The sequence below is a fragment of the Thermoactinomyces vulgaris genome, from assembly GCF_005886755.1.
GTDB classification, from domain to species: Bacteria; Bacillota; Bacilli; order Thermoactinomycetales; family Thermoactinomycetaceae; genus Thermoactinomyces; species Thermoactinomyces vulgaris.
In genome coordinates this window covers 2,346,853-2,366,321 of sequence record NZ_CP039710.1, presented here as the reverse complement: position 1 = coordinate 2,366,321, position 19,469 = coordinate 2,346,853, and the positions used below count along the sequence as shown (strand labels likewise).

Genomic DNA, 19,469 nt, shown 5'->3' with positions numbered 1-19,469 from the left:
GCGATGAGTGAAAAAACAATCAACGAGATCACACCGGAAATGTTTGAGCCGATTGGCGCTGATGAATCGGCCGGGGAGCAGATTACCCGGGAGCGGATCGGCTTTTGGAAAGATGCGGCACGCCGTTTTCGTTCCAACTGGGGAGCGATGATCGGCCTTGTCATTATTTTGGTTATTGGATTTTTCGCTTTTGCCGGTCCCTTGATGAATGATTATGATTACCGGTCACAGGATTACTCCGCTCAAAACAAGGAACCGTTTGCCGACCATTATTTTGGAACCGATAGTTTTGGCCGTGACTTGTGGCAACGGACATGGAACGGGGCCCAGGTTTCCTTGCAAATCGCTTTTTTGGCGGCTTTGTTTGATCTTTGCATCGGTGTGACCGTCGGAAGTGTTTCCGGATATTTCGGCGGCCGGGTGGACATGATCTTGCAACGGGTGGTGGAGATTTTATATTCCATTCCTAACCTGATCATCATCATTTTGATGCTTCTGATCTTTGAACCGGGGATTATCCCCATTGCGCTGGCCTTGTCCCTCACGGGATGGGTGCCGATGGCCAGGGTGGTTCGTGCGCAGATCCTGAAACTGAAATCCCAGGAATATGTGTTGGCGGCTCGCACGTTGGGGGCCGGACACCGGCGCATTCTGCTCAAACATTTGATTCCCAATGTGATGGGGCCGATTATTGTTGCGGTGACGTTTGCCATTCCTTCAGCCATTTTCTTTGAAGCATTTTTGAGTTTTATCGGTCTGGGGATCCGCCCGCCGCTGGCAAGCCTTGGATCACTTGTGAATGACGGCTCCAAATATTTGCAGATTTTTCCGTATCAAGTCTTTTATCCGGCAACGATTCTCTGTTTGATCATGCTCGCCTTCAACCTTTTGGGAGACGGCTTGAGGGATGCACTTGATCCAAGAATGCGCAAATAAAGGGGGGAATCAGTATGGAGAAATTACTCGATGTGAAAGACTTGCATGTTTCATTTAAAACGTATAACGGAGAAGTGAAAGCGGTAAGAGGTGTGAGCTTTCACGTCAACAAGGGGGAAACCGTGGCTGTTGTGGGAGAATCAGGATGCGGGAAAAGTGTCACCTCGCAAACCATCATGCGCTTGATTCCCCAACCCCCGGGCATCATCAAAGAAGGCGAAATCCTTTTTGAAGGAAGAGATTTGACAAAACTCAACGACAAAGAGATGGAAAAAGTCCGCGGGGCCGAAATTGCCATGATTTTCCAAGATCCCATGACTTCTCTCAACCCGACCATGACGGTGGGACGGCAAATCACGGAAGGGTTGATGAAACACCAGAATCTGAGTGCGTCGGAAGCCAGAGAAAAAGCGGTGGAAATGTTGAGATTGGTCGGAATTCCCAGCCCGGAATCCCGGATCAAGCAGTATCCCCACCAATTTTCCGGAGGCATGCGGCAACGGGCGATGATTGCAATTGCACTGGCTTGTCAGCCCAAACTGCTGATTGCGGATGAACCGACAACGGCTTTGGACGTAACCATTCAGGCGCAAATCATTGAGTTGATGAAAGAATTGCAACGGAAAACGGGAAGCTCCATCATTTTGATCACCCACGATCTCGGGGTGGTGGCCGACATTGCCGACCGGGTCGTGGTGATGTATGCCGGACAAGTCGTGGAATCAGGCACTTTGGAAGAAGTGTTTTATCATCCCCGCCATCCGTACACTTGGGGGTTAATGGATTCCATGCCACGGCTGGATTTGTCGCATGAGCAGGAATTGCTTCCGATTCCGGGCTCCCCTCCCGATTTGATTTCCCCTCCGAAAGGGTGTCCGTTTGCAGCCCGTTGCAAGCATGCGATGAAGGTTTGCAAGGAACACATGCCGGGAGTCACCGAGGTGTCATCCACGCATCAAGTGACTTGCTGGCTGGAACATCCCATGGCGCCGAAGCCGAATGTCCGGAAAGGACCGATTGGAGGGGAGAAAAGTGAGTAAGCAAGAAAATAAAAATCATGAAACACGGCCGGAAAAAGATGTGATTTTGTCGGTGAAGGGATTGAAAAAACATTTCCGGCTCAGTAACGGCCAAGTGGTCAAAGCGGTGGACGGGGTCACCTTTGACGTTTACCGGGGAGAAACCTTCGGGTTGGTCGGGGAGTCCGGTTGCGGAAAGTCCACCATTGGCCGCACCTTGATTCGGCTGTACCATGCGACGGAAGGTTCGGTTACGTTTAACGGGGACGATGTGTATCAATTAAAAGGAAAGAAACTGAAAGAATTTAACCGGAAAATGCAAATGATTTTCCAGGATCCGTATGCTTCGCTCAATCCACGCATGACAGTCATGGATATCATTGCGGAAGGGATCGATATCCACGGGCTGGCTCAGGGGGAAGAACGAAAAAAACGGGTCATAGACTTGTTGAAAGTGGTCGGGCTCAATGAAGAGCATGCCAACCGTTTCCCACACGAGTTCAGCGGGGGGCAACGGCAGCGGATCGGAATTGCCCGGGCTCTGGCAGTCGATCCCGAGTTTATCATTGCCGATGAACCGATTTCGGCATTGGATGTTTCCATTCAGGCACAAGTCGTCAACTTGATGCGAAAACTCCAAAAAGAAAAAGGGCTGACTTATCTGTTTATTGCCCATGATTTGTCAATGGTGAAATATATTTCGGATCGTGTGGGCGTGATGTATCTGGGAAGCATGGTGGAGCTTGCGGACAGTGAGGATCTGTATGACAAACCGTTGCACCCGTATACGGAAGCGCTGCTGTCTGCCGTTCCCATCCCGGATCTGGATGTTTCCAAAAAACGGGAACGGATTATTTTGGAAGGGGATGTCCCCAGTCCCATTGATCCTCCCAGCGGCTGCCGGTTCCGGACCCGGTGCCCGAAAGCGATGGACATTTGCGCCAAGGCCGTTCCGGAATGGAAAGAAGCCGCACCCAAACACTGGGTGGCTTGCCATTTGTATAATGAACAATAAAGAAAACCCGGTATGTAACCGGGTTTTCTTTTTTATGAGAATTTTTAAGGCTTCTTCTAAACCATATCCATGATTTGGATGACAGCAAGGATGGCAAACAAAACCAAGCTGATGATCAGAACGGCATTGGCCCACCAACGGTTCCGGTAAACCGGATCCAATTTTTTGGAATTTAACAAAATCAACAATGTGACGGAGATAAAAGGCATAAACAAGGAACCGAGAACTCCGTACAAAATCACAAGGCCGACCGGTTTTTCCAAAAACAAAAGCAACATCGGAGGGAATGTCATCCACAAAAGAAAGCCGCGGTAGAAAGGATCCCGCACGGAAACCGGAGCGGGTTTTTTTGTTCCCGGGACTTCTTTTTTGAAATGGCGCACCAAGTCGGCGAAAAGATAGGGAACACCGTTAAACACCCCTAAGACTGATGTGAAAGACGCAGACCAAAAACCGAGCAGGAACAACCAATAGACCGGGGTGCCAAATTCTTTGCCCAAAAGGACGGCAAGGTGGATCAATCCTTCTTCGTTTTGCAATTCAATGCCCGATCCGTATAAAAATTCAGCTCCCACGATCAACAGCGAAAGGGTGAAGATGGCGGTCAGCGTGTAAGCGACACAGGTATCCAGGCGCATGACCGGAATCCACGGAGGACCCGACCAGTTTTTTTCCCGCACCCAATACCCATAGGAAGCGATGGTGATGGATCCGCCAACGCCGCCGATCAATCCCAAGGCATATGTGATGGAGCCGTTTGGCGTGCGGGGGATGAGTCCTGTGGCAATTTGATCCAGCTGGGGCAGAACGATGACAGCGGTGCCGACGACGGTAGTTATTCTGATTAAAAAACAGTCATTCTTTCATTTTCACCTTTTTAAAATAAATTAGAGTAGCTCGTAATCTGTGATGATCGGTTTTATATGTGGGCGCTCCCCTTCTGTTTTGATATAGATCCTGGAAAAAATCATGTTTAAAATCTCTTTTTGCTCTTTCCTGGATAGGTGATACCAGATTTCTTTTAAATTCTTGAGTGCAACGATGATTTCGTCTTTACTTACATCAGTTTCATTGGGGACCGTGTTGAATGCTTCTAACTCTTCCATCAGTGCTTCTTCTTTTTTCTTTTCCTCGTTCATTCTTTCTTTCAGCTCTTCCAAACTAATTGCATCGTTTGCAAATGCTTCTTGCCATTTGCGGCGGCGTTTTTTGATTCGTTGCAGTTCTGCTTCAATCTGCTTTAGTCGAAACTCGTTGTCAGTCTCTCCTTTTTCTGATTCCAAGGTCACTTCGCTTTCTTCAATAATCAGATTGATCTTGTTTAGTAGTTCATCTACAAGTCGTTCTTCAAGAACAGTTGAAGCCTGGCAAATTCCCCTAGCGGTTCCATTACATCGATAGTAATATGTAACTCCGCTTTTGTTTTCCTGGCGTGCTCCTGAGTATGGAGACCCGCATCTGGTACAGAAGAGTATTGTGGAAAACGGATAGTCGCTTGTATGAGCTTTTTTTCTTCCACCGTGTCGCTTTTTTAGGATCTCTTGAACCTCATTGTATTCTTCTTCACTGATCAAAGCCGGGTGGTTACTGTCGATGGTTTCTTTTTCCCCGTAGCCGTTCCGGTTGACTAGATAACGGATTTTCCCGGTGTATGTAGGATTTCTAAGCAAATATGCCACTTTGCTACCGGTCCAGTTGCCCCCTTTTGGGGAGTCGATCCCCTGTTTGTTGAGTATTTTCGCGATCTTATTTATGCCCATCTTTTTTGCACTGTTGAAGATCCATCTAACGATTTGCGCTTTCTCCTTGTCAATCACCATCTTTCCATCTTCGTCTATCCGATAACCAAACGCTGGCCCACCTATCCTCTTGCCTTCTAAAAACTTCCGCTCCAAGCCCATTTTCACCCGTTCTGATAAGTTTTCCCTTTCCCATTGGGCCATAGCCCCAACGATTGAAATAAATAGTCTCCCCATCGCCGTTGTGGTGTCAAAAACTTCTGTAACGGACTTAAACATGATGTTGTGTTCATCAAAGATGTTCAGTAGTTGATGAAGATCGAGTACAGAACGGACCAGGCGATCCAAACGATAGACGACCAGGACATCAAACTTTTTAGATTTTACGTCTTGTATAAGCCGTTGCATAGATGGTCTATTCAAGTCTTTTGCAGAGTATCCGTCATCTTTATAAACTTCACCAAGTTCCCATCCTTGAGACTTGATAAAGTCGGTGCATCGTTGCTGTTGAGCGGCCAGGCTAAAACCTTCTGCTGCTTGCTCAGCTGTCGATACCCTGATATAGATGGAAGCTTTCATATGATCCCCTCCTCCCCACAGTCTACGCCTTCAATATTAATGTATTTTCGAAGTTGTTTCACGACCAAATTCAGTGTTTATGTTCAACTCTTATATATATCCAGGTATGTATTGTAGTAATTTTAGTGTTGACTTTGAAGAAAAAAAGGGGTTATAATATTACCGCAGAATATACCTTAGTACATACTATAATAATCAGGGGGATGATCATATGTTAGTTGCTGCTGATGTTGGTCGTTCGCAAAGTCGTTTCATCGGTAAAGTAAATGAAAATAAAGTATTTGAAGCCTTCCCGAGTCTTTTAAGACCGTACTTCAAAACTGAATGGGATGTTCTTCAAACAGAAAAGGATACGGTGATCGAGTATGAAGGCGAATCTTTCTATATCGGCGAGATTGTAGAATATGTAAAGGAAACCGGCGATAGCGGCCGGGTGTTTGACCCCAAAAAGACAGGGAAAAACACACTCCTATTTACGCTCTTAGGTTTGTATCGACTCGGAGCGCATGAATATGACCCTGTAGATCTCGTCATTGGCACACCTCTTAATAGGTACAACGAGGACAAAGATGGTTTGAAAAAGCTCTTAACCAATCGGCATCACATCAAAGTGACCACAGGAAATGGAACGGATCACCGGGTGATTGATATTAAAAAATGCATTGTTACCGTTGAAGGTGCAGGGATCTTCTACAGTAACGTAACGGATGATCTGGTTAGGGTTATTGATTTAGGGGCTGTCACTTTGAACGCGCTCACCTTCCGAAACAAACGGTTCATTCCCACGGAATCTTACACCTTCAACTGGGGATGGGATACATTGAAGCCGGAAAACCGTACACATAAATATGTCGCCGCTCTTATCCATGACTCACTGGCCACGAAATGGGCGAAAGATGATAAAGTAATGGTAGGTGGCGGACAAGCTAAGGGACTAGCTCCTGCAATCCAGGAATATTTCCCGAATGCTTATTCCGTCCCTGATCCCCGAAACGCAAACGTTGAGGGATATTTCAGGATCGGAAAGGTGATTAAGTGGTGAGTAAAAAAAAACTGGTCATCCAGGTGACTTTCAGCCCTGATGATCAAAAAGAAATGGAGATGTATGAGTATTTAAAGGGGGTGGGAAATGCAAGCGGGCATATCAAGAGGCTGATTTACCTTGATATGGTGTTAGGAAAATTAAGTGGCGGAACCATTGAGGTTAAACCGAATGAAGAAACAACTGTAAAAGAAATGAAAGAAGATTTAGGATTTAGTGCAGATGATTTAGGCGGTATCTGCGGATAAGTTAAATGGCCCACTGGCGGACGGCTCGCAACCCTCACCAGTGGGCCAAACTCCAAAATATAGGAAAGGAGTTGTTTCCATTGTATCAAAGGGAAACTGATTTTGAAATATGGAAACCGATCCGGGGATATGAAGGCCTGTACTCGATCTCCAATCTGGGGAGAGTAAAACGGGAAAAACGAGTCATTGTTAATCGCCGCGGGACCCGACAGGTGATGAACGAGAGGATCTTAAAGCCGTATCACAGGAAAGGGAAGGGGCTTGAAGTCACTCTCTGCAAAGACGATCACAAAAGAACGTTTCTCGTCCATGTTTTGCAAAGAAAGCATTTTGAAACCTCCTTTCACGACTAATCCAACGTACTTTCACGACTACTTTCACGACTTTCATGATGTAACGAGAGATCAACATATTTGCCTCTCTCCTCTCACGACTTCTGTCTATAAATTGGCTTTTCCCTGGGATTAACCAATGGCGATGTCGTGAAGGGGAGGGGCTTGTTATGGGAGGAGAGAGAAAATGTTTTTCAAGATTCAAACAAGAAGAAGGATGTACGGGATCTATTGTGAATTTGATGATAATTACTACTCAATGGAGATAAGCATAATGCCTAAGAAATTATGGCGATTGTCTAAAAGGGTTATTGTGACTGATCATCTAAGTATTGAAACAGACCCAAAAAGTAAGGCAGCAGAACTCATTCAAAAGTATGAAAAGGCCGAAGACTACGAAGATGAGCTGGAATCAAAAACATTTCAAATCGATGGGGATCAGATCCAGGAGGTAAAAGAAAAGAGAAAAGTTAAAGTACACCATTGGGATGGTGGGGTGGAAGAGATTTTAATTTAAAAGGGAGCATGCAGCTCCCCTTTTTTATTCATTTTGGATGTAATAAGAGACATTAATTATAAATTGGGGTATAATGAGTATAGCTAGCGAATTGACTGTCTAATACATCGGCGCCACTATCTCCCGAAACCATGACCTCTGCGGTCGTGTGGAAATCCATTTTTGGATAGAGAATAGGGCGCTGATTTATTCTGCGGGAAGACCCAATATGAAAATCGGGATCGATATGTGCACGTGAATGTGTCACAAGCTAAAAATATGGAATATTATATGGAAAAGGACTTTTGACGAATTGACAACGCATCAGGATATTTATATGTTTGAAATATAAGCAGCATTAAACACCTGAATAATATCCTGTTTATTGATATAACCTAATCAAAAGTCCTCTGTTTTATGTGAGGTGTTTTTATGGCTAACATTCGGGATGTAGCCAAATATTTTTTGACGAAGGTTGATCGTACCGAGGACACAATAACTCATTTGAAACTCCAAAAATTATGCTACTACGCACAAGCTTGGCACTTAGCAATTAAAGATAAGCCGTTGTTTAATTCAGTGTTCCAGGCCTGGGCAAACGGCCCGGTTTCTCCTGAATTGTGGCAAGAATATAAACATCATGGTTTTGAACCTATTGATTACCCAGAAAACTTTGACCCATCGGTGTTGGCTAAGGAGGAAAGGGAATTTCTTGATGATATTTGGGATGCATACGGTTGTTATACTGCCAAGTATCTGTCCGACTTGACTCATCAAGAAGATCCCTGGATCAAAGCCAGGGGCGATGCGCGCCCAGGCGAAAAATGCACCCGGATAATTAGTGATGAAAGCATGAAGGAATATTATAAAGAGATGCTGGAGGACTAATGGGGAAGAAGAAAATTAAACCAAAGCGTAGAAAGAAGATTGCTGGTAAAAGTGTTTTAATCCCACAGCCCGAACAGGGGAGTACAGATGGCGACTCCCCTGTCTTTTCGTTTAAATACTGTGATAATAATAAATTTGTACTGTGGGATCTGTCTAAACCAGAACTAATGAGACTGATGGACTTTTTCAAACAAGCTGAACGCTTAACCTGGGGAGAAATCATAAAGCAGAGAAAGCGTGGGTTGAGATATGATTCACGGAGCACAAATGAAATCAAGTACAAATTACCAAATGATTTATCTGAAGATTTAACCTTGATTCATTTGGCAATGTCAGGGAGAGGAAGAGTTTGGGGTTTTAGAGACGGAAGAATTTTTCATATAATCTGGTTTGATAAAGATCATAAAGTTGATAAAATGTCGTGATACATAAAGGAAATTATTAAAATACGGAGAATTGGAAATATAAAACCCAAGGAGCTATTTAATAATGGCTCCTTTTTTTGTGTTTATGATTGGTTCCAGGATAAAAATATAGAAAATTTTAACTTTTATAGTTTGATCTTGTAGCGTGCGTGGTAGATGTCTTATGCTAATGAAATGACTTGGCCCAGGCATTTGTTGACCCAGCCATACTTTTATGTGATATAATTAGTAACCCGAACAATAGTTCCCTAAATGGACACAAACTATACTATACATTCCGAATAATAAATTATAGGCATATAGTCTTAAGACTCTTAGAGGGGGGGCTAAATATGGCTATAAAAATATATCAAAACCACTGCCGCTTCCCCATAACCGACAGTGGTCAGGATTTAGAAATGTATTTGATGGAAATTTGTGAGTCTTTAAGCATAGAATTCACCATGGATTGTAGGCGATTAGTTAATTTGTTAAATAAAAAAGGATACATAGATGATATAGAGTATTCATCTATGCTAAAAGTTTTATACTTTTAATCAGTTTTTTTTCCTCTGTGTTTTTAGTCTCATCGTCTTTTTTTTCCTCACTAACTTTCCTGCCCTCTTTAACGCGATCACGAATGATAGCAAAAAACTCTGTGAGGATTTCACGCTGTTCCGGAGTCAGCTCTTGGCCACCCCAGGTGGCTCTTTTATTTTTAAGCGCTTCTTTTATGTCTATACTATCTTCTTTCTCTTTCTTCTCCAGGCCTAATAAATAATCTGTAGTTACTCCATAAAATTCAGCCAATTTTTTTAACGTTTCATAATCGGGATTTCTACGCCCAATTTCATATTGACCATACGTTCCTCTGTTAATCCCGATAATCTTGGCTAAATCTTCCTGGGAATATTTTCTTTTCTTTCGTAACTCCTTTAATCTATCGCCTAAATTCATGATATCCATGCGATTCGGATCGGCAAAGCGCTGAATACCTAGAAAATCCTTTGATAAAACCTGAAGACTATGCAAAAGGGATGAGACTTTATAACGAGCTTTGCAGGAGGGCACATGAGTTAAGGAGTGAGATTCATGAATAGAGCAGCAAAACGCCGGGGCCGTCCCGCTCAAAGTGAACCTAACTATATTGCTTGTCTTGACTGGAATTTTGGCTGGCAACATCCGAGGGATTTCGAAGAGTTAAAACGCGCTTGGGAGCAGGGGTACGGATACGAAGACATCGCCAGGGCGCTTGGACGGCCAGAAAATGAAGTGATCATGTATATCATGGACCACTGGGTAAAAGAAACTTGCCCGATCGTCCTGGAGGCATCTGGGGAAGGAGGCGGAGAGGATGAAATTGTTTCTAGCGACACATGATTATCATTTTATCGGGCCAGGCATGACATTAGTTTCGGCAGAGTCAGAAGAGATGGCCCGTGCGATGGTGGCGGAAGAAATCAAGAAACACGGTCTTTCTCCTTTTGAACAGCCCATCGTTTTAGAGGAAATCAAACTGGACCAGCCTTTTGCCAAGGTCATTTGGGACGGGGACTATTGAGGAGGTGGCTTGGAATGAAAGTTCTTGATCTCTTCTCAGGTATTGGTGGTTTTAGGTTAGGCATGGAAGCCGCAGGGCATGAATTTGTCGGGTGGGTGGAGATCGATAAACACGCAAGAAGGGCATATGAAGCTATACATCAACCGGAGGGAGAGTGGACTGCTCATGACATCACGAGTGTTACAGATGACGATATTCGACTACTTGGAAGAGAAAGAGGACCAATTGACGTTATCTGCGGAGGATTTCCGTGCCAAGCTTTCTCAGTGGCGGGGAAGCGAGGAGGATTCAATGATACACGAGGTACACTCTTTTTTGAAATTGCAAGGTTCGCATCTATTCTCAAACCTAAATATCTATTCCTTGAGAACGTCAAAGGGCTTCTTAGCCATAACCGAGGGAGAACCTTCGAGACGATCCTCAGGACGTTGGATGAGCTGGGGTATGATGCGGAATGGCAAGTGCTTAACAGCAAGAACTTTGGAGTCCCGCAAAACCGAGAGAGGGTGTTCATTATCGGACATCTTAGAGGAGAACGTACCCGACAAGTATTTCCTATCGAAGGAGAAGGCACAGAAACTTCTCTCAGACAGTTGAATCCTGGAACCAGAGATGCAGAAAGGATTTATGACAGTAGAGGAATTGCCCGGACTCTCAAAGCAGAAGGGGGGAGGGTTAGGGGCTAAAACAGGACTTTACCTTGTTACCAAAAAAGGGGATCGGTTAATTCCGAGAAAGATAGCAACCTGCTTGGATGCTAATTATTACAAGGGTTTGGATAATCATCAAGCAAGAACAGGAGTACTTGTGAGGGCAGTATTAACTCCTGATAGACAAAAGAAACGGCAGAACGGACGAAGGATGAAAAAAGATGGTGAACCGATGTTTACTTTAACCGCAAGAGATATACATGGTATTGCTTTTCGCATACCAGGACCAAACGACCTTTCAAAAACCGTGAGATCAAGCGGAAGAGGGTCAATGGATATGAAACACACTTGGGATTATGTTCATGACGCAAATTACCGCATCCGCAAACTGACTCCCCGCGAATGTTGGCGGCTTCAGGGTTTCCCAGATTGGGCATTTGATCGGGCGAGAGATTCCGGGATTTCAGACACCCAACTTTATAAACAAGCTGGAAACAGCGTAACAGTTAACGTCATTTACGAGATAGCTAAAAGGATGGGAGTTGAATGACATGAGTTTGCCGGCAGGATTTGTACAAATCGATTTGTTTGGAACTGAATCTAAAGCGGACCCGATGTCAACACCAGCGACCAAACCAAAGCGTAGGAAAAGGAAGAAAGGCATTGTCTATCGTTGTTCTCGATGCGAAAAGACTATTGAAATAGACATCCCGGCTGTTGTAGTTGTTTGTGGTTGCGGCCGAAGAATGGAGAGGGAGGAGAGACCATGAAATTCACAGTACCTGGAAGACCGATACCAGCAGTCCGTATGACTCAACGTGGGAAGTTTGTAAAGGCTCAGGCGGGTCGGTATCTGGCTTATAAAAATCAAATCGGTTGGGAAGCCAAAGCAGCGAAAGTAACGAAGATAGACGGACCAGTGGAAGTAAACGCAATTGCCTATATTCATGGTAACCGTGACGGGGATATAGATAACCTGGCAAAAAGTTTTCTTGATGGTCTTAACGGGATCTGTTGGAACGATGACAAGCAAGTGGTAAAACTCACGGTTGAAAAGAGAAAGGTAGCAACCAAAGACGAGCAGAAAGCAGAAATCGAGATCCGGGAGGCGAAAACAAATGAGATTTGATGGGGACTTGGTATTTGTCTACACAGAAAGCAGATCAGAAATGGAACAAATCAAAAACGCGGGCTACAAAACAATTCGAAAAGGCAACGGGTGGTTCTGTGAAATAGATATCTCTTTTTTGCGGGGAAGGAGTGGGGAGCATGGGGAGATACAGAACTGAAGAGTATACAACCAAAGAACTTGCGTATATCTGTAAGTTCTATGAGTATGATGGACCATCCCGTTTAGGTATGGCCTTAAATAGATCGTCAAAATCGTTATCGGAAATAGTACGAGCTCTAAAGAAGAGTGGTGAATATGAGTTTTATAAAAAGCTTTGGGATAGGTTGTGTGAAAAAGGTGCATGAACAAAAAGAGCAGCCCAAAAGAACGGGCTGCACTATAGTTAAGCCAATAATCATTATAACACAGATACCGGGGGGAAGCAGGATGGGAGCAGCTAAGAAGATCAGAGACGGGGTATTCAAACATGTTGAAGCTGAACTGTACAGCTACTGGGATTCGATCAAAGAATTGAAACGATTGAGAGAAGAGATCATATATTCCACACCATTTGTAGAAGGAGATGGAGGGAAATCAAATCTTCCAGGTGATCCAACTGGCCGGAAGGCAACAGCTCTTTTGATGCACCGGAGGATCCAACAGCTAGAGCAGATCACCAAAGCAATCCGTATAGTATACGACCAGCTCCCTCCTGAAAAGCAAAGACTGGTCCAAATGAAATATTGGACGAGTCCTCAAATATTCACTTGGGAGGGGATCGCTCAAAGAATTCCCATCAGCAAAAGACAGGCATTAAGATGGCGGGATGAGATTGTACATGAGATAGCGGAGAGTTTGGGATGGCGTTAGATGGCACTTTCATGTCACTTTTGAGGGTATAAAACGATGTAATATGATAGTACCTAATAAAAGGTTAATACAATTTGGATCAGCCTGAATCGATTCCATTCCAAAACTCCTCCCCAAATTTGTAAGTCATCTGCAAAGGGGAAAGCGGTCATAAGAGCCGCTTTTTTATATCGCTAATAACCGGGAGTAACTAAAAAATATGGAGGTGTGTCCCCTCTCTTCTCTCTCTATATGTAGTTCTCCCGGTTTTTTTATAAAGAAAAAGCCGCCTTGTTGGGCGGGGTTATTGCTTTTGGCGTTCTAGGTTTTCTTTAGCTTCTTCAGCTGATCTCTTAGAGGCTTTGGCTTGCGAAAACGCAAAAACTGCAGAGATTAAGGCGACAGATGCACTTAAGATAGATATGAAAACATATTGGTTCATAACAATCGCCTCCTTTAATAATAATTTCGTATGTTGCCTTGCGATTCCTCTTAGATTAAGTAACAAAAAGACCGCCTCAGAGGGCGGTGTTATAACGATGATCCAAGGGAAGCTGGCTAAATAAAGAAAAAACCGTTCATTTGATACTGAGATAGGAGGTATATTATGCAGAACCATCAACACTCTATGCCTCCTTAGATCTGAGAGCCTGTTATACTGAGTTTGTTTTGATTTCAAGAGGAAATGAAATAACGAGTGTTAGCCTTCTGACGAAGGGCTTTTTTCTTTTTTAGTCGAATTCGATAGTGCAAGCTCTGAATTATTCATCAAAATTTTTCCATTTTATATATTGCATAACGATGCATCGTGAAATATAATATATAATGCAGTACACATTTTAAAAGTGGGGTTCTGATAATGGATAAAGAAATCATGAAAGGATCAATTGATATTCTTATTCTTTCTCTTTTAACCAGAAAGAACATGTATGGATATGAACTCGCCAAAAGTATCAAAAAGGAAAGTGACGATTTATACGATATGGGGGAAGGTACTCTTTATCCTGCATTAAAACGTTTAGAATCAAAGGGGTACTTGAAGTCTTACTGGGAAGTAGCAAAAACAGGGAAAAGGAGAAAGTATTATGCAATTTCGGAAGATGGAGAAAAAATTCTCAAAAAGAAACTGGAAAATTGGAAGAGCCTAAACAGACTCGTTTTGAAAGTATCTCGGGAGGCATTTTCATGAGTCGCTTTCAATCCTATATTGACCAAATGATAAAAGATATCGATTGTAGCGAAAAAATGAAAAGAGAATTATCAGAAGAACTTGAATTTCATTTGGAAATGCTTTTACAGGAATACCTTGATCAGGGATACTCTATGGAGGCGGCAATGGAATGTGCCATTGCCGATTTTGGTAATCCGCAAGCGATCGGCAAAGAACTAAAGAAAACCATGGTTGGAGGGATGATTATGAAAAAACTGGCTTTATTATTGGGAATCGGCCTTTTGATTTTTGGATTATTATGTGTTTTCAAGTTTATTGATTTGCTTACTACTCCTGTTCATGTAGGAATTGACATCGATTTTTATGGATTAGAGATCGAGAAGGGGGTTCCCGAAGCCGAAATATATTTTTATGCACTGAAATTTTTGGGTATTGGGATTGTATCCTTAATTGTCTGTGGATTTTTATTTAAAACAGGATTCAACAAAAAAAATAAGAACACATCATCGTAATGAAATAAATAGATAAATATTTTATAAATATTAATATACAAAAAATAATATTTTTCACCCCTATTAAGAAGGAAAATCTTTGTATTGGTCGAATTATACTACAATTTTCTAAAAATAGGGGTGGGTTAAAATTTACGCTAAATTCGCTAAGTTATCCGCTTTGTCGTTGGCGCTGAGTCTTCTGTTCGTAGGAAATGCTTTTGCTTGGGACAAGATTTATTCAGATCAATGGAGTGGGCGTACATCTCCCACCTACGGCCCTTGGAAAGGATCAGTTTTTTCATATCATGATTTAGGAAGCACAGATATCGTCAAAGTCCAAGTTGAAAACGTCTCTTATAATTCAAGTAATATCGAATCTATACGAGGCAACTATTACAGTCATAATTATCGGCATGGTTTGGATATAACAGATGTAGGTACTGGAGGGAAAAATGGAGCTCCTCCTATGAGTTACAATGGCTTTTGGTATACAAATTACCCAGAACCTTATTTTGATGTTGATAACGACGATGGAGTATACGGGAATGAAGAAACAGAAGTTGTATGTCAAAAGGTGTTAGATATAAAAACGGGTGTTGCTTATGATTTTTATGTAGAATTTTATAATAGTATTAACCCAACGAATGTAGCAGGATATTTTGAGATAAATTCACATGAAAGTGAATATTGGCCTATTGTAGGCGAATATCAAACTAGGCACTATAGTAAGCCCCCATTACAGGATGCTTATTATAACACCCATTAGAAACGGAGGTCTCTAAAATGAAGAAAAAATGGATTATTTCTCTGGCATCTGTCCTGTCGGTAATAGGGTTGATCTCTGCTGGTTCATTGTACGCTGACCAAGAGTTTACAGAAGAGAAAGCTAAAGTGATAAAACAAGAAGATTTAGCTGAAGGGAATTTTGAATTAACTGCAAGCAATAAAACAAATTCAAAAGAGGTTGAAGTAGATGTCATACTTCAACAAGACTCTCCTACTCTAGAAGATCTTGAAGCATATCGGAATCAAATGCCTGGTTACTTCGAAACGTTGAAAAATAAAGGGCATGACAATATCCCTGTAACCGTAACTATGAAAGAGGCACTCTCCGCTCAAGATTTCGAAAATTTTGTTCAAGAAAATAGCTTAGAAGTTGAAAACTTTGAGATTCGAGTAATGGATGAACAGGGATTACGAGCAACTTTGGGAGGACGACCTGATGACGGGGATTTATATCCAGAAAAAAAATTAAATGAGTTCCTTGATGGAGAAAAAACTATTAAGGGAGTATATCTCATTAAAGCAAATATGCCTGTGGAACAAGAGTTGTTTGATAAACTTCACAACGATAACCGGGTATTTGTAGCTGATGTTTCTGAAAAGATATTGGAAGAAAAAGTGAAAAACTCAACTGAGTATAAGCAACTGGGAGATGATAAACACATTGATATAAATCTTCCCAATAATTTATATTGGAAATTAGAGGATTTGAAAATAGCAAAATAAAATTTCCGTAAATATAAGAATAGTTTTATTAGTTCGTAAGTTTGATTGTGTTGCTTCAATTATATATTCGTAAAAAGGACAAAAAAAGCTACCTTTTCAGGTAGCTTTTTTTCGGTGATCTATGTGTAATGAAAATCAGTATGAACATGTATTTAACATATTTTGTAGAGAAGTTTTCTCGGATGATTGCAGTGTCAAGCCCCATTTAAATTTTGTATGAATCCACCACTTTGCGTAAGCGCAATGTGCTCCCTCTCTTGGGGGCTTCCATTCCGAAGGATCCTGATCTCCTTTTGAACGATTAGTACTAGCGGACACAGCAATCAATTGCGGACCAGACAAATCATTTGCAAATGCTTGGCGCTTTTCTGTGGTCGGGTCCATTTATCCGACCAAACTCCACAAACAAATTAAGTTTGGCAATAGATTGAGGAATGTTGCCTTGTTGTTTGTATCCTTTATTGCTTTTTTTGTTGTGGTTATTAATTCGCCTGATGAAAGTCAACCGGTTGCACAAGAAACTAAACTGCATCAGGAAGATCAAAACAAAGCGGTAAACTGGCAAGAGGAAATAAAGAAGATCGCAACATCAGACAAAACGGAAACAGAGAAATGTGATGAGTTTTCATCTTTGGCGCGCAATTATCGGCCAGAACTGAAAGAAATAGCAGAATTTGAAACATATATAGTGGAAGAGTTCAAAACGGGACGATATTTGAGCGATCTAAAAAAACATGAGTACATGCTGACGAATATTTTCAAATCGGAAGTTGTTCATAGGTATTATGATGATCAGTTAAATACACCGATTGACAAATTTGCATTCTACTTCTGGCAAAATTCAAAATACACGTATCGTGGAGCGGATTCCGTATATAGTGCTGATACAGTGCGAAATAAAGAGCGTATGGAAGAGCTATTGAAAAAGATGCAATAGGCCACTTCAGTGGTCTTTTTTGTTTGGAGTAAGGAGGGATTCGTATCAAGGAATGGGCTAAATCATTTTATAAAGGAAAGGCGTGGCGGCAATGTCGTGACGCTTTTTTTATTTCAAAGCTTGGACTGTGTGAAAGGTGTGGCGGTCCAGGCAAAATTGTTCACCACAAAGTTTATCTAACTCAAGACAATATCAATGATCCTAGCATAAGTCTTAACTTTGATAACCTGGAGTTGTTATGCCAGGACTGTCACAACAAAGAACACCATGGTGGTAAAGCGACGAGAGATGATGTCATGTTTGATGAGAGCGGGAACCTGGTGAAGTTATAGCCCCCCCGATTCAAAAAGTAAAACACCTTGGCTAGGGACCGGTGGGGGCACCTTCGAAAAACACACAAGCCTCGCGCGTGACCCCCCTACCCTAAAAATGGGTCCCTGAGGAGGCAAGAAAGGCAGGTGATTTTGTGTCGAGAAAAAAGGAACTGACTAAAGATGAACGGATTTCCAAGGAGGAAAGGCGATTACGCCGGAGTTACAAGGATTTGCCCAAAGATAAGAAGCAGGTTGTCGACGGATTAATTCGGCGGGCGGCATATATGCGGGTTACGCTCGAAGATATGGAAGTGGACTTGGACAAAAACGGCTTTGTCGAGATGTTCACGCAATCTGAAAAGATGGAACCGTATGAACGAGAGCGGCCTGTTGCCCGTCTGTACAATACGATGAATAAAAACTATCAAAGCATTATTAAACAGTTGTCTGATCTGCTGCCGAAGGACGAGCCAAAGGAAGAAAGTGACGGCTTTGAGGCTTTCGTGATGTCTCGTGATTAGGTATCCGCTTGATTACAATCCGATTTTAGAGTATTGGGAGAAGATTAAATCCGGTAAAGAAGTTGTATCTCGTAAGGTTCAGAGAGTATACCAAAAGCTTGTCGATGCTCTAAACGACGAAAACAGCGAATGGGAGTATAACCCAAAGAGAGCGAACCATGCTATTGAGTTTATTGAAAACTTTTGCAAGCACAGCAAGGGGAAAATGGGTGGAAAGCCGTTTATCCTTGAACTCTGGCAAAAGGCCATGGTTGCCGCTTTGTTTGGGTTTGTTCATAAGATCGACGGGACCCGGAAGTATCGGGAATTGTTATTTATCGTTGCGCGGAAGAATGGGAAATCAGCGCTTGGATCAGCCATTGCGCTTTACATGCTGGTTGCTGATGGAGAGGCAGGGCCGGAAGTTGTATCAGCCGCTAGAGCGGTGGCGGCTTAAAACCGGGCAAAATCGGTGAAGGCTAAGTAAGTATTGGTTCCTTGGTTTGTATATGTGTGTTATAATTTTTGTTTGAGGTGAAACAAATTGAGACCATGCATATACAAAATCAAGAATAAGGTTAACGGAAAATTCTATATCGGTAGCACATTAGATTATAAAGATAGATGGAGAGACCATATAAATGCATTAAGAAAACAAAAACATCATTCAATTCACTTGCAAAGAGCATGGAATAAGTATGGCGAGGATAACTTTGAGTTTGAAGTCATTGAATTTTTGGATGGTGTCAGTAACGAAGAATTGCGAGAAAGAGAAAAATACTATCTAAGTACACTAAAACCATACAAAAGAGAAATTGGATATAACGTTTCTAGAGGAACAACAACATGTGTTTTGTATGGTAAAGACAATGGTTTTTATGGAAAAAAGCACACTGGCGAGGCAACGCGGAAAATTTCCGAAGCCCTAAAAGAATATTATCGGCGCTATGGTCACGTTTGTGTCGGAAGAAAAGTTTCTAAAGAAACAAAGATGAAAATTTCAAGGGCGAATAAAGGAAGGAAATTGAGTGAAGAAGCAAGAAAAAAATTGTCCATAATCCATAAAGGCCGAAAGCCATGGAACTACGGTAAAGAATTACCAGAATCAGTAAAGGAAAAACTGAGCGAAAAGAATAAAGGTGAATTAAATAACAATTCAGTTATTACAAGAGAAACAGCAAGAAGAATAAAAATGGCTCTTTATTGCGATATGGATATTAAGGAAATAGCCAAGGCACTTTGGGTTAGTACTCATGTCGTTTATAACATCAAAAACTTAAAGACATGGGATTTTGTAAACAGTGAATTGAATGAGTATATCAAGAATAGGGAAGAAGAATACAAAGAAGCGAAAAGAAAACGTGCTATCGAATTATACAAAGAAGGTTATTCAACAAATCAAATTGCAAAAATGTTGAACATGAGTCGCAATAGCATAAGAAAATGCTTAAAAGAAAATAATATAGAGATCATTCAAATAAGAAACCAATACTTATATGCTAACACCGAGGTAACGGGGTACACCACCCCGCACCGTAGAGCGTAGGCGGTGAGCGTTAAGGGAGCAATAATCCGCCCAAGAGTGTCCGGCAACCAACAATGCGGTTGCTTTTTTTGTTGGTTGAAAATGTACGCCGAACCGGGTCGGAATTGACCGACCGTATCCCGAAAGGGT

At 42.2% G+C, this 19,469-nt stretch carries 25 protein-coding genes and 3 pseudogenes; 23 read left to right on the top strand and 5 right to left on the bottom strand.

Going from position 1 to position 19,469, the window contains the following annotated elements; translation table 11 throughout:
* The first annotated feature begins 3 nt into the window (after window positions 1–3).
* The 3 genes from FA954_RS12085 to FA954_RS12075 are packed head-to-tail and all read left to right on the top strand — an operon-like array spanning window position 4 to window position 2,970.
* Window positions 4–936 carry an ABC transporter permease gene (locus tag FA954_RS12085; RefSeq protein WP_037994163.1) on the top strand — a complete coding sequence of 311 codons (933 nt, stop codon included), beginning with the start codon at window positions 4–6 and terminating at the stop codon, window positions 934–936.
* Window positions 937–950: 14 nt separating this feature from the next.
* Complete coding sequence (locus FA954_RS12080) at window positions 951–1,976, top strand: ABC transporter ATP-binding protein (protein ID WP_037994164.1); 1,026 nt, start codon at window positions 951–953, stop codon at window positions 1,974–1,976.
* Window positions 1,969–2,970, top strand: a complete 1,002-nt coding sequence (locus FA954_RS12075; RefSeq protein ID WP_231564577.1) for an ABC transporter ATP-binding protein — start codon at window positions 1,969–1,971, stop codon at window positions 2,968–2,970. Before FA954_RS12080 ends, FA954_RS12075 begins: the two co-directional genes overlap by 8 nt.
* Before the next feature lie 56 nt (window positions 2,971–3,026).
* Here the strand turns inward: FA954_RS12075 and FA954_RS12070 are convergent, their stop codons facing one another.
* Window positions 3,027–3,743 carry an Nramp family divalent metal transporter gene (locus FA954_RS12070; protein WP_244932718.1) on the bottom strand — a complete coding sequence of 239 codons (717 nt, stop codon included), beginning with the start codon at window positions 3,741–3,743 and terminating at the stop codon, window positions 3,027–3,029.
* A 114-nt stretch (window positions 3,744–3,857) separates the two neighbouring features.
* On the bottom strand, window positions 3,858–5,288 hold the full coding sequence (locus FA954_RS12065; RefSeq protein ID WP_138615172.1) for a recombinase family protein: 1,431 nt from the start codon (window positions 5,286–5,288) through the stop codon (window positions 3,858–3,860).
* Between the two features lie 211 nt (window positions 5,289–5,499).
* Here FA954_RS12065 and FA954_RS12060 point away from each other — a divergent pair, with 211 nt between their 5' ends.
* The 6 genes from FA954_RS12060 (at window position 5,500) to FA954_RS12035 (ending at window position 8,719) form a co-directional block, all read left to right on the top strand.
* The gene (locus tag FA954_RS12060; protein WP_138615171.1) at window positions 5,500–6,330 is read left to right on the top strand and encodes a ParM/StbA family protein; all 831 of its coding nucleotides are present in this window, start codon (window positions 5,500–5,502) and stop codon (window positions 6,328–6,330) included.
* On the top strand, window positions 6,327–6,578 hold the full coding sequence (locus FA954_RS12055; RefSeq protein WP_138615170.1) for a hypothetical protein: 252 nt from the start codon (window positions 6,327–6,329) through the stop codon (window positions 6,576–6,578). Before FA954_RS12060 ends, FA954_RS12055 begins: the two co-directional genes overlap by 4 nt.
* A gap of 5 nt (window positions 6,579–6,583) precedes the next feature.
* The gene (locus FA954_RS14150; RefSeq protein WP_138615169.1) at window positions 6,584–6,931 is read left to right on the top strand and encodes an NUMOD4 domain-containing protein; all 348 of its coding nucleotides are present in this window, start codon (window positions 6,584–6,586) and stop codon (window positions 6,929–6,931) included.
* Window positions 6,932–7,097: 166 nt separating this feature from the next.
* Window positions 7,098–7,427 carry a hypothetical protein gene (locus FA954_RS12045; protein WP_138615168.1) on the top strand — a complete coding sequence of 110 codons (330 nt, stop codon included), beginning with the start codon at window positions 7,098–7,100 and terminating at the stop codon, window positions 7,425–7,427.
* A 411-nt stretch (window positions 7,428–7,838) separates the two neighbouring features.
* Window positions 7,839–8,294, top strand: a complete 456-nt coding sequence (locus FA954_RS12040) for a Panacea domain-containing protein (protein WP_138615167.1) — start codon at window positions 7,839–7,841, stop codon at window positions 8,292–8,294.
* Window positions 8,294–8,719, top strand: coding sequence for an MAG6450 family protein (locus FA954_RS12035; RefSeq protein ID WP_138615166.1), 426 nt, complete (start codon window positions 8,294–8,296; stop codon window positions 8,717–8,719). Before FA954_RS12040 ends, FA954_RS12035 begins: the two co-directional genes overlap by 1 nt.
* 510 nt (window positions 8,720–9,229) lie before the next feature.
* On the opposite strand, the gene FA954_RS12030 is transcribed toward FA954_RS12035, so the two are convergent.
* Window positions 9,230–9,730, bottom strand: a complete 501-nt coding sequence (locus FA954_RS12030; RefSeq protein ID WP_244932706.1) for a helix-turn-helix domain-containing protein — start codon at window positions 9,728–9,730, stop codon at window positions 9,230–9,232.
* A 60-nt stretch (window positions 9,731–9,790) separates the two neighbouring features.
* Here FA954_RS12030 and FA954_RS12025 point away from each other — a divergent pair, with 60 nt between their 5' ends.
* From FA954_RS12025 to FA954_RS12000, 5 genes and pseudogenes are all read left to right on the top strand, one after another.
* Window positions 9,791–10,078, top strand: coding sequence for a hypothetical protein (locus FA954_RS12025; RefSeq protein ID WP_138615165.1), 288 nt, complete (start codon window positions 9,791–9,793; stop codon window positions 10,076–10,078).
* Window positions 10,053–10,259: a hypothetical protein gene (locus tag FA954_RS12020; RefSeq protein WP_138615164.1), complete on the top strand. Its 207-nt coding sequence runs from the start codon at window positions 10,053–10,055 to the stop codon at window positions 10,257–10,259. Before FA954_RS12025 ends, FA954_RS12020 begins: the two co-directional genes overlap by 26 nt.
* Before the next feature lie 14 nt (window positions 10,260–10,273).
* Window positions 10,274–11,459 (top strand): annotated as a pseudogene (locus tag FA954_RS14145) (DNA cytosine methyltransferase).
* A 216-nt stretch (window positions 11,460–11,675) separates the two neighbouring features.
* Window positions 11,676–12,038, top strand: a complete 363-nt coding sequence (locus FA954_RS12005; RefSeq protein ID WP_138615163.1) for a RusA family crossover junction endodeoxyribonuclease — start codon at window positions 11,676–11,678, stop codon at window positions 12,036–12,038.
* A 297-nt stretch (window positions 12,039–12,335) separates the two neighbouring features.
* The gene (locus tag FA954_RS12000) at window positions 12,336–12,890 is read left to right on the top strand and encodes a DUF722 domain-containing protein (RefSeq protein WP_232333988.1); all 555 of its coding nucleotides are present in this window, start codon (window positions 12,336–12,338) and stop codon (window positions 12,888–12,890) included.
* A 283-nt stretch (window positions 12,891–13,173) separates the two neighbouring features.
* Here FA954_RS12000 and FA954_RS11995 read toward each other — a convergent pair whose 3' ends face one another.
* Window positions 13,174–13,494 (bottom strand): hypothetical protein, encoded by a 321-nt coding sequence (locus FA954_RS11995; protein ID WP_138615162.1) that lies wholly within the window; start codon window positions 13,492–13,494, stop codon window positions 13,174–13,176.
* 234 nt (window positions 13,495–13,728) lie between these two features.
* Here FA954_RS11995 and FA954_RS11990 point away from each other — a divergent pair, with 234 nt between their 5' ends.
* From FA954_RS11990 to FA954_RS11975, 4 genes are all read left to right on the top strand, one after another.
* On the top strand, window positions 13,729–14,058 hold the full coding sequence (locus FA954_RS11990) for a PadR family transcriptional regulator (protein WP_138615161.1): 330 nt from the start codon (window positions 13,729–13,731) through the stop codon (window positions 14,056–14,058).
* A complete protein-coding gene (locus FA954_RS11985; protein ID WP_138615160.1) occupies window positions 14,055–14,552 on the top strand; it encodes a permease prefix domain 1-containing protein in 498 nt (165 codons plus the stop codon). The genes FA954_RS11990 and FA954_RS11985 overlap by 4 nt, the downstream gene beginning before the upstream one ends.
* A gap of 166 nt (window positions 14,553–14,718) precedes the next feature.
* On the top strand, window positions 14,719–15,300 hold the full coding sequence (locus FA954_RS11980) for a hypothetical protein (RefSeq protein ID WP_138615159.1): 582 nt from the start codon (window positions 14,719–14,721) through the stop codon (window positions 15,298–15,300).
* A gap of 17 nt (window positions 15,301–15,317) precedes the next feature.
* Entirely contained in the window at window positions 15,318–16,043 is a 726-nt protein-coding gene (locus tag FA954_RS11975; RefSeq protein ID WP_138615158.1) for a hypothetical protein, read from the top strand.
* A gap of 135 nt (window positions 16,044–16,178) precedes the next feature.
* On the opposite strand, the pseudogene FA954_RS13895 reads toward FA954_RS11975, so the two are convergent.
* A pseudogene (locus FA954_RS13895) lies at window positions 16,179–16,418 on the bottom strand (hypothetical protein); the annotation flags it as partial.
* 67 nt (window positions 16,419–16,485) lie between these two features.
* On the opposite strand from FA954_RS13895, the gene FA954_RS11965 reads away from it, so the two are divergent.
* The 5 genes and pseudogenes from FA954_RS11965 (at window position 16,486) to FA954_RS11945 (ending at window position 19,340) form a co-directional block, all read left to right on the top strand.
* Window positions 16,486–16,980 (top strand): hypothetical protein, encoded by a 495-nt coding sequence (locus tag FA954_RS11965; protein ID WP_138615157.1) that lies wholly within the window; start codon window positions 16,486–16,488, stop codon window positions 16,978–16,980.
* Between the two features lie 44 nt (window positions 16,981–17,024).
* On the top strand, window positions 17,025–17,312 hold the full coding sequence (locus tag FA954_RS11960; protein WP_138615223.1) for an HNH endonuclease signature motif containing protein: 288 nt from the start codon (window positions 17,025–17,027) through the stop codon (window positions 17,310–17,312).
* A gap of 134 nt (window positions 17,313–17,446) precedes the next feature.
* Window positions 17,447–17,815, top strand: coding sequence for a hypothetical protein (locus FA954_RS11955; RefSeq protein WP_022736530.1), 369 nt, complete (start codon window positions 17,447–17,449; stop codon window positions 17,813–17,815).
* Window positions 17,808–18,233: pseudogene (locus FA954_RS11950) on the top strand (terminase large subunit domain-containing protein); the annotation flags it as partial. The gene FA954_RS11955 and the pseudogene FA954_RS11950, both read left to right, overlap by 8 nt.
* A 105-nt stretch (window positions 18,234–18,338) precedes the next feature.
* A complete protein-coding gene (locus FA954_RS11945; RefSeq protein ID WP_138615156.1) occupies window positions 18,339–19,340 on the top strand; it encodes an NUMOD3 domain-containing DNA-binding protein in 1,002 nt (333 codons plus the stop codon).
* Window positions 19,341–19,469 lie beyond the last annotated feature (129 nt).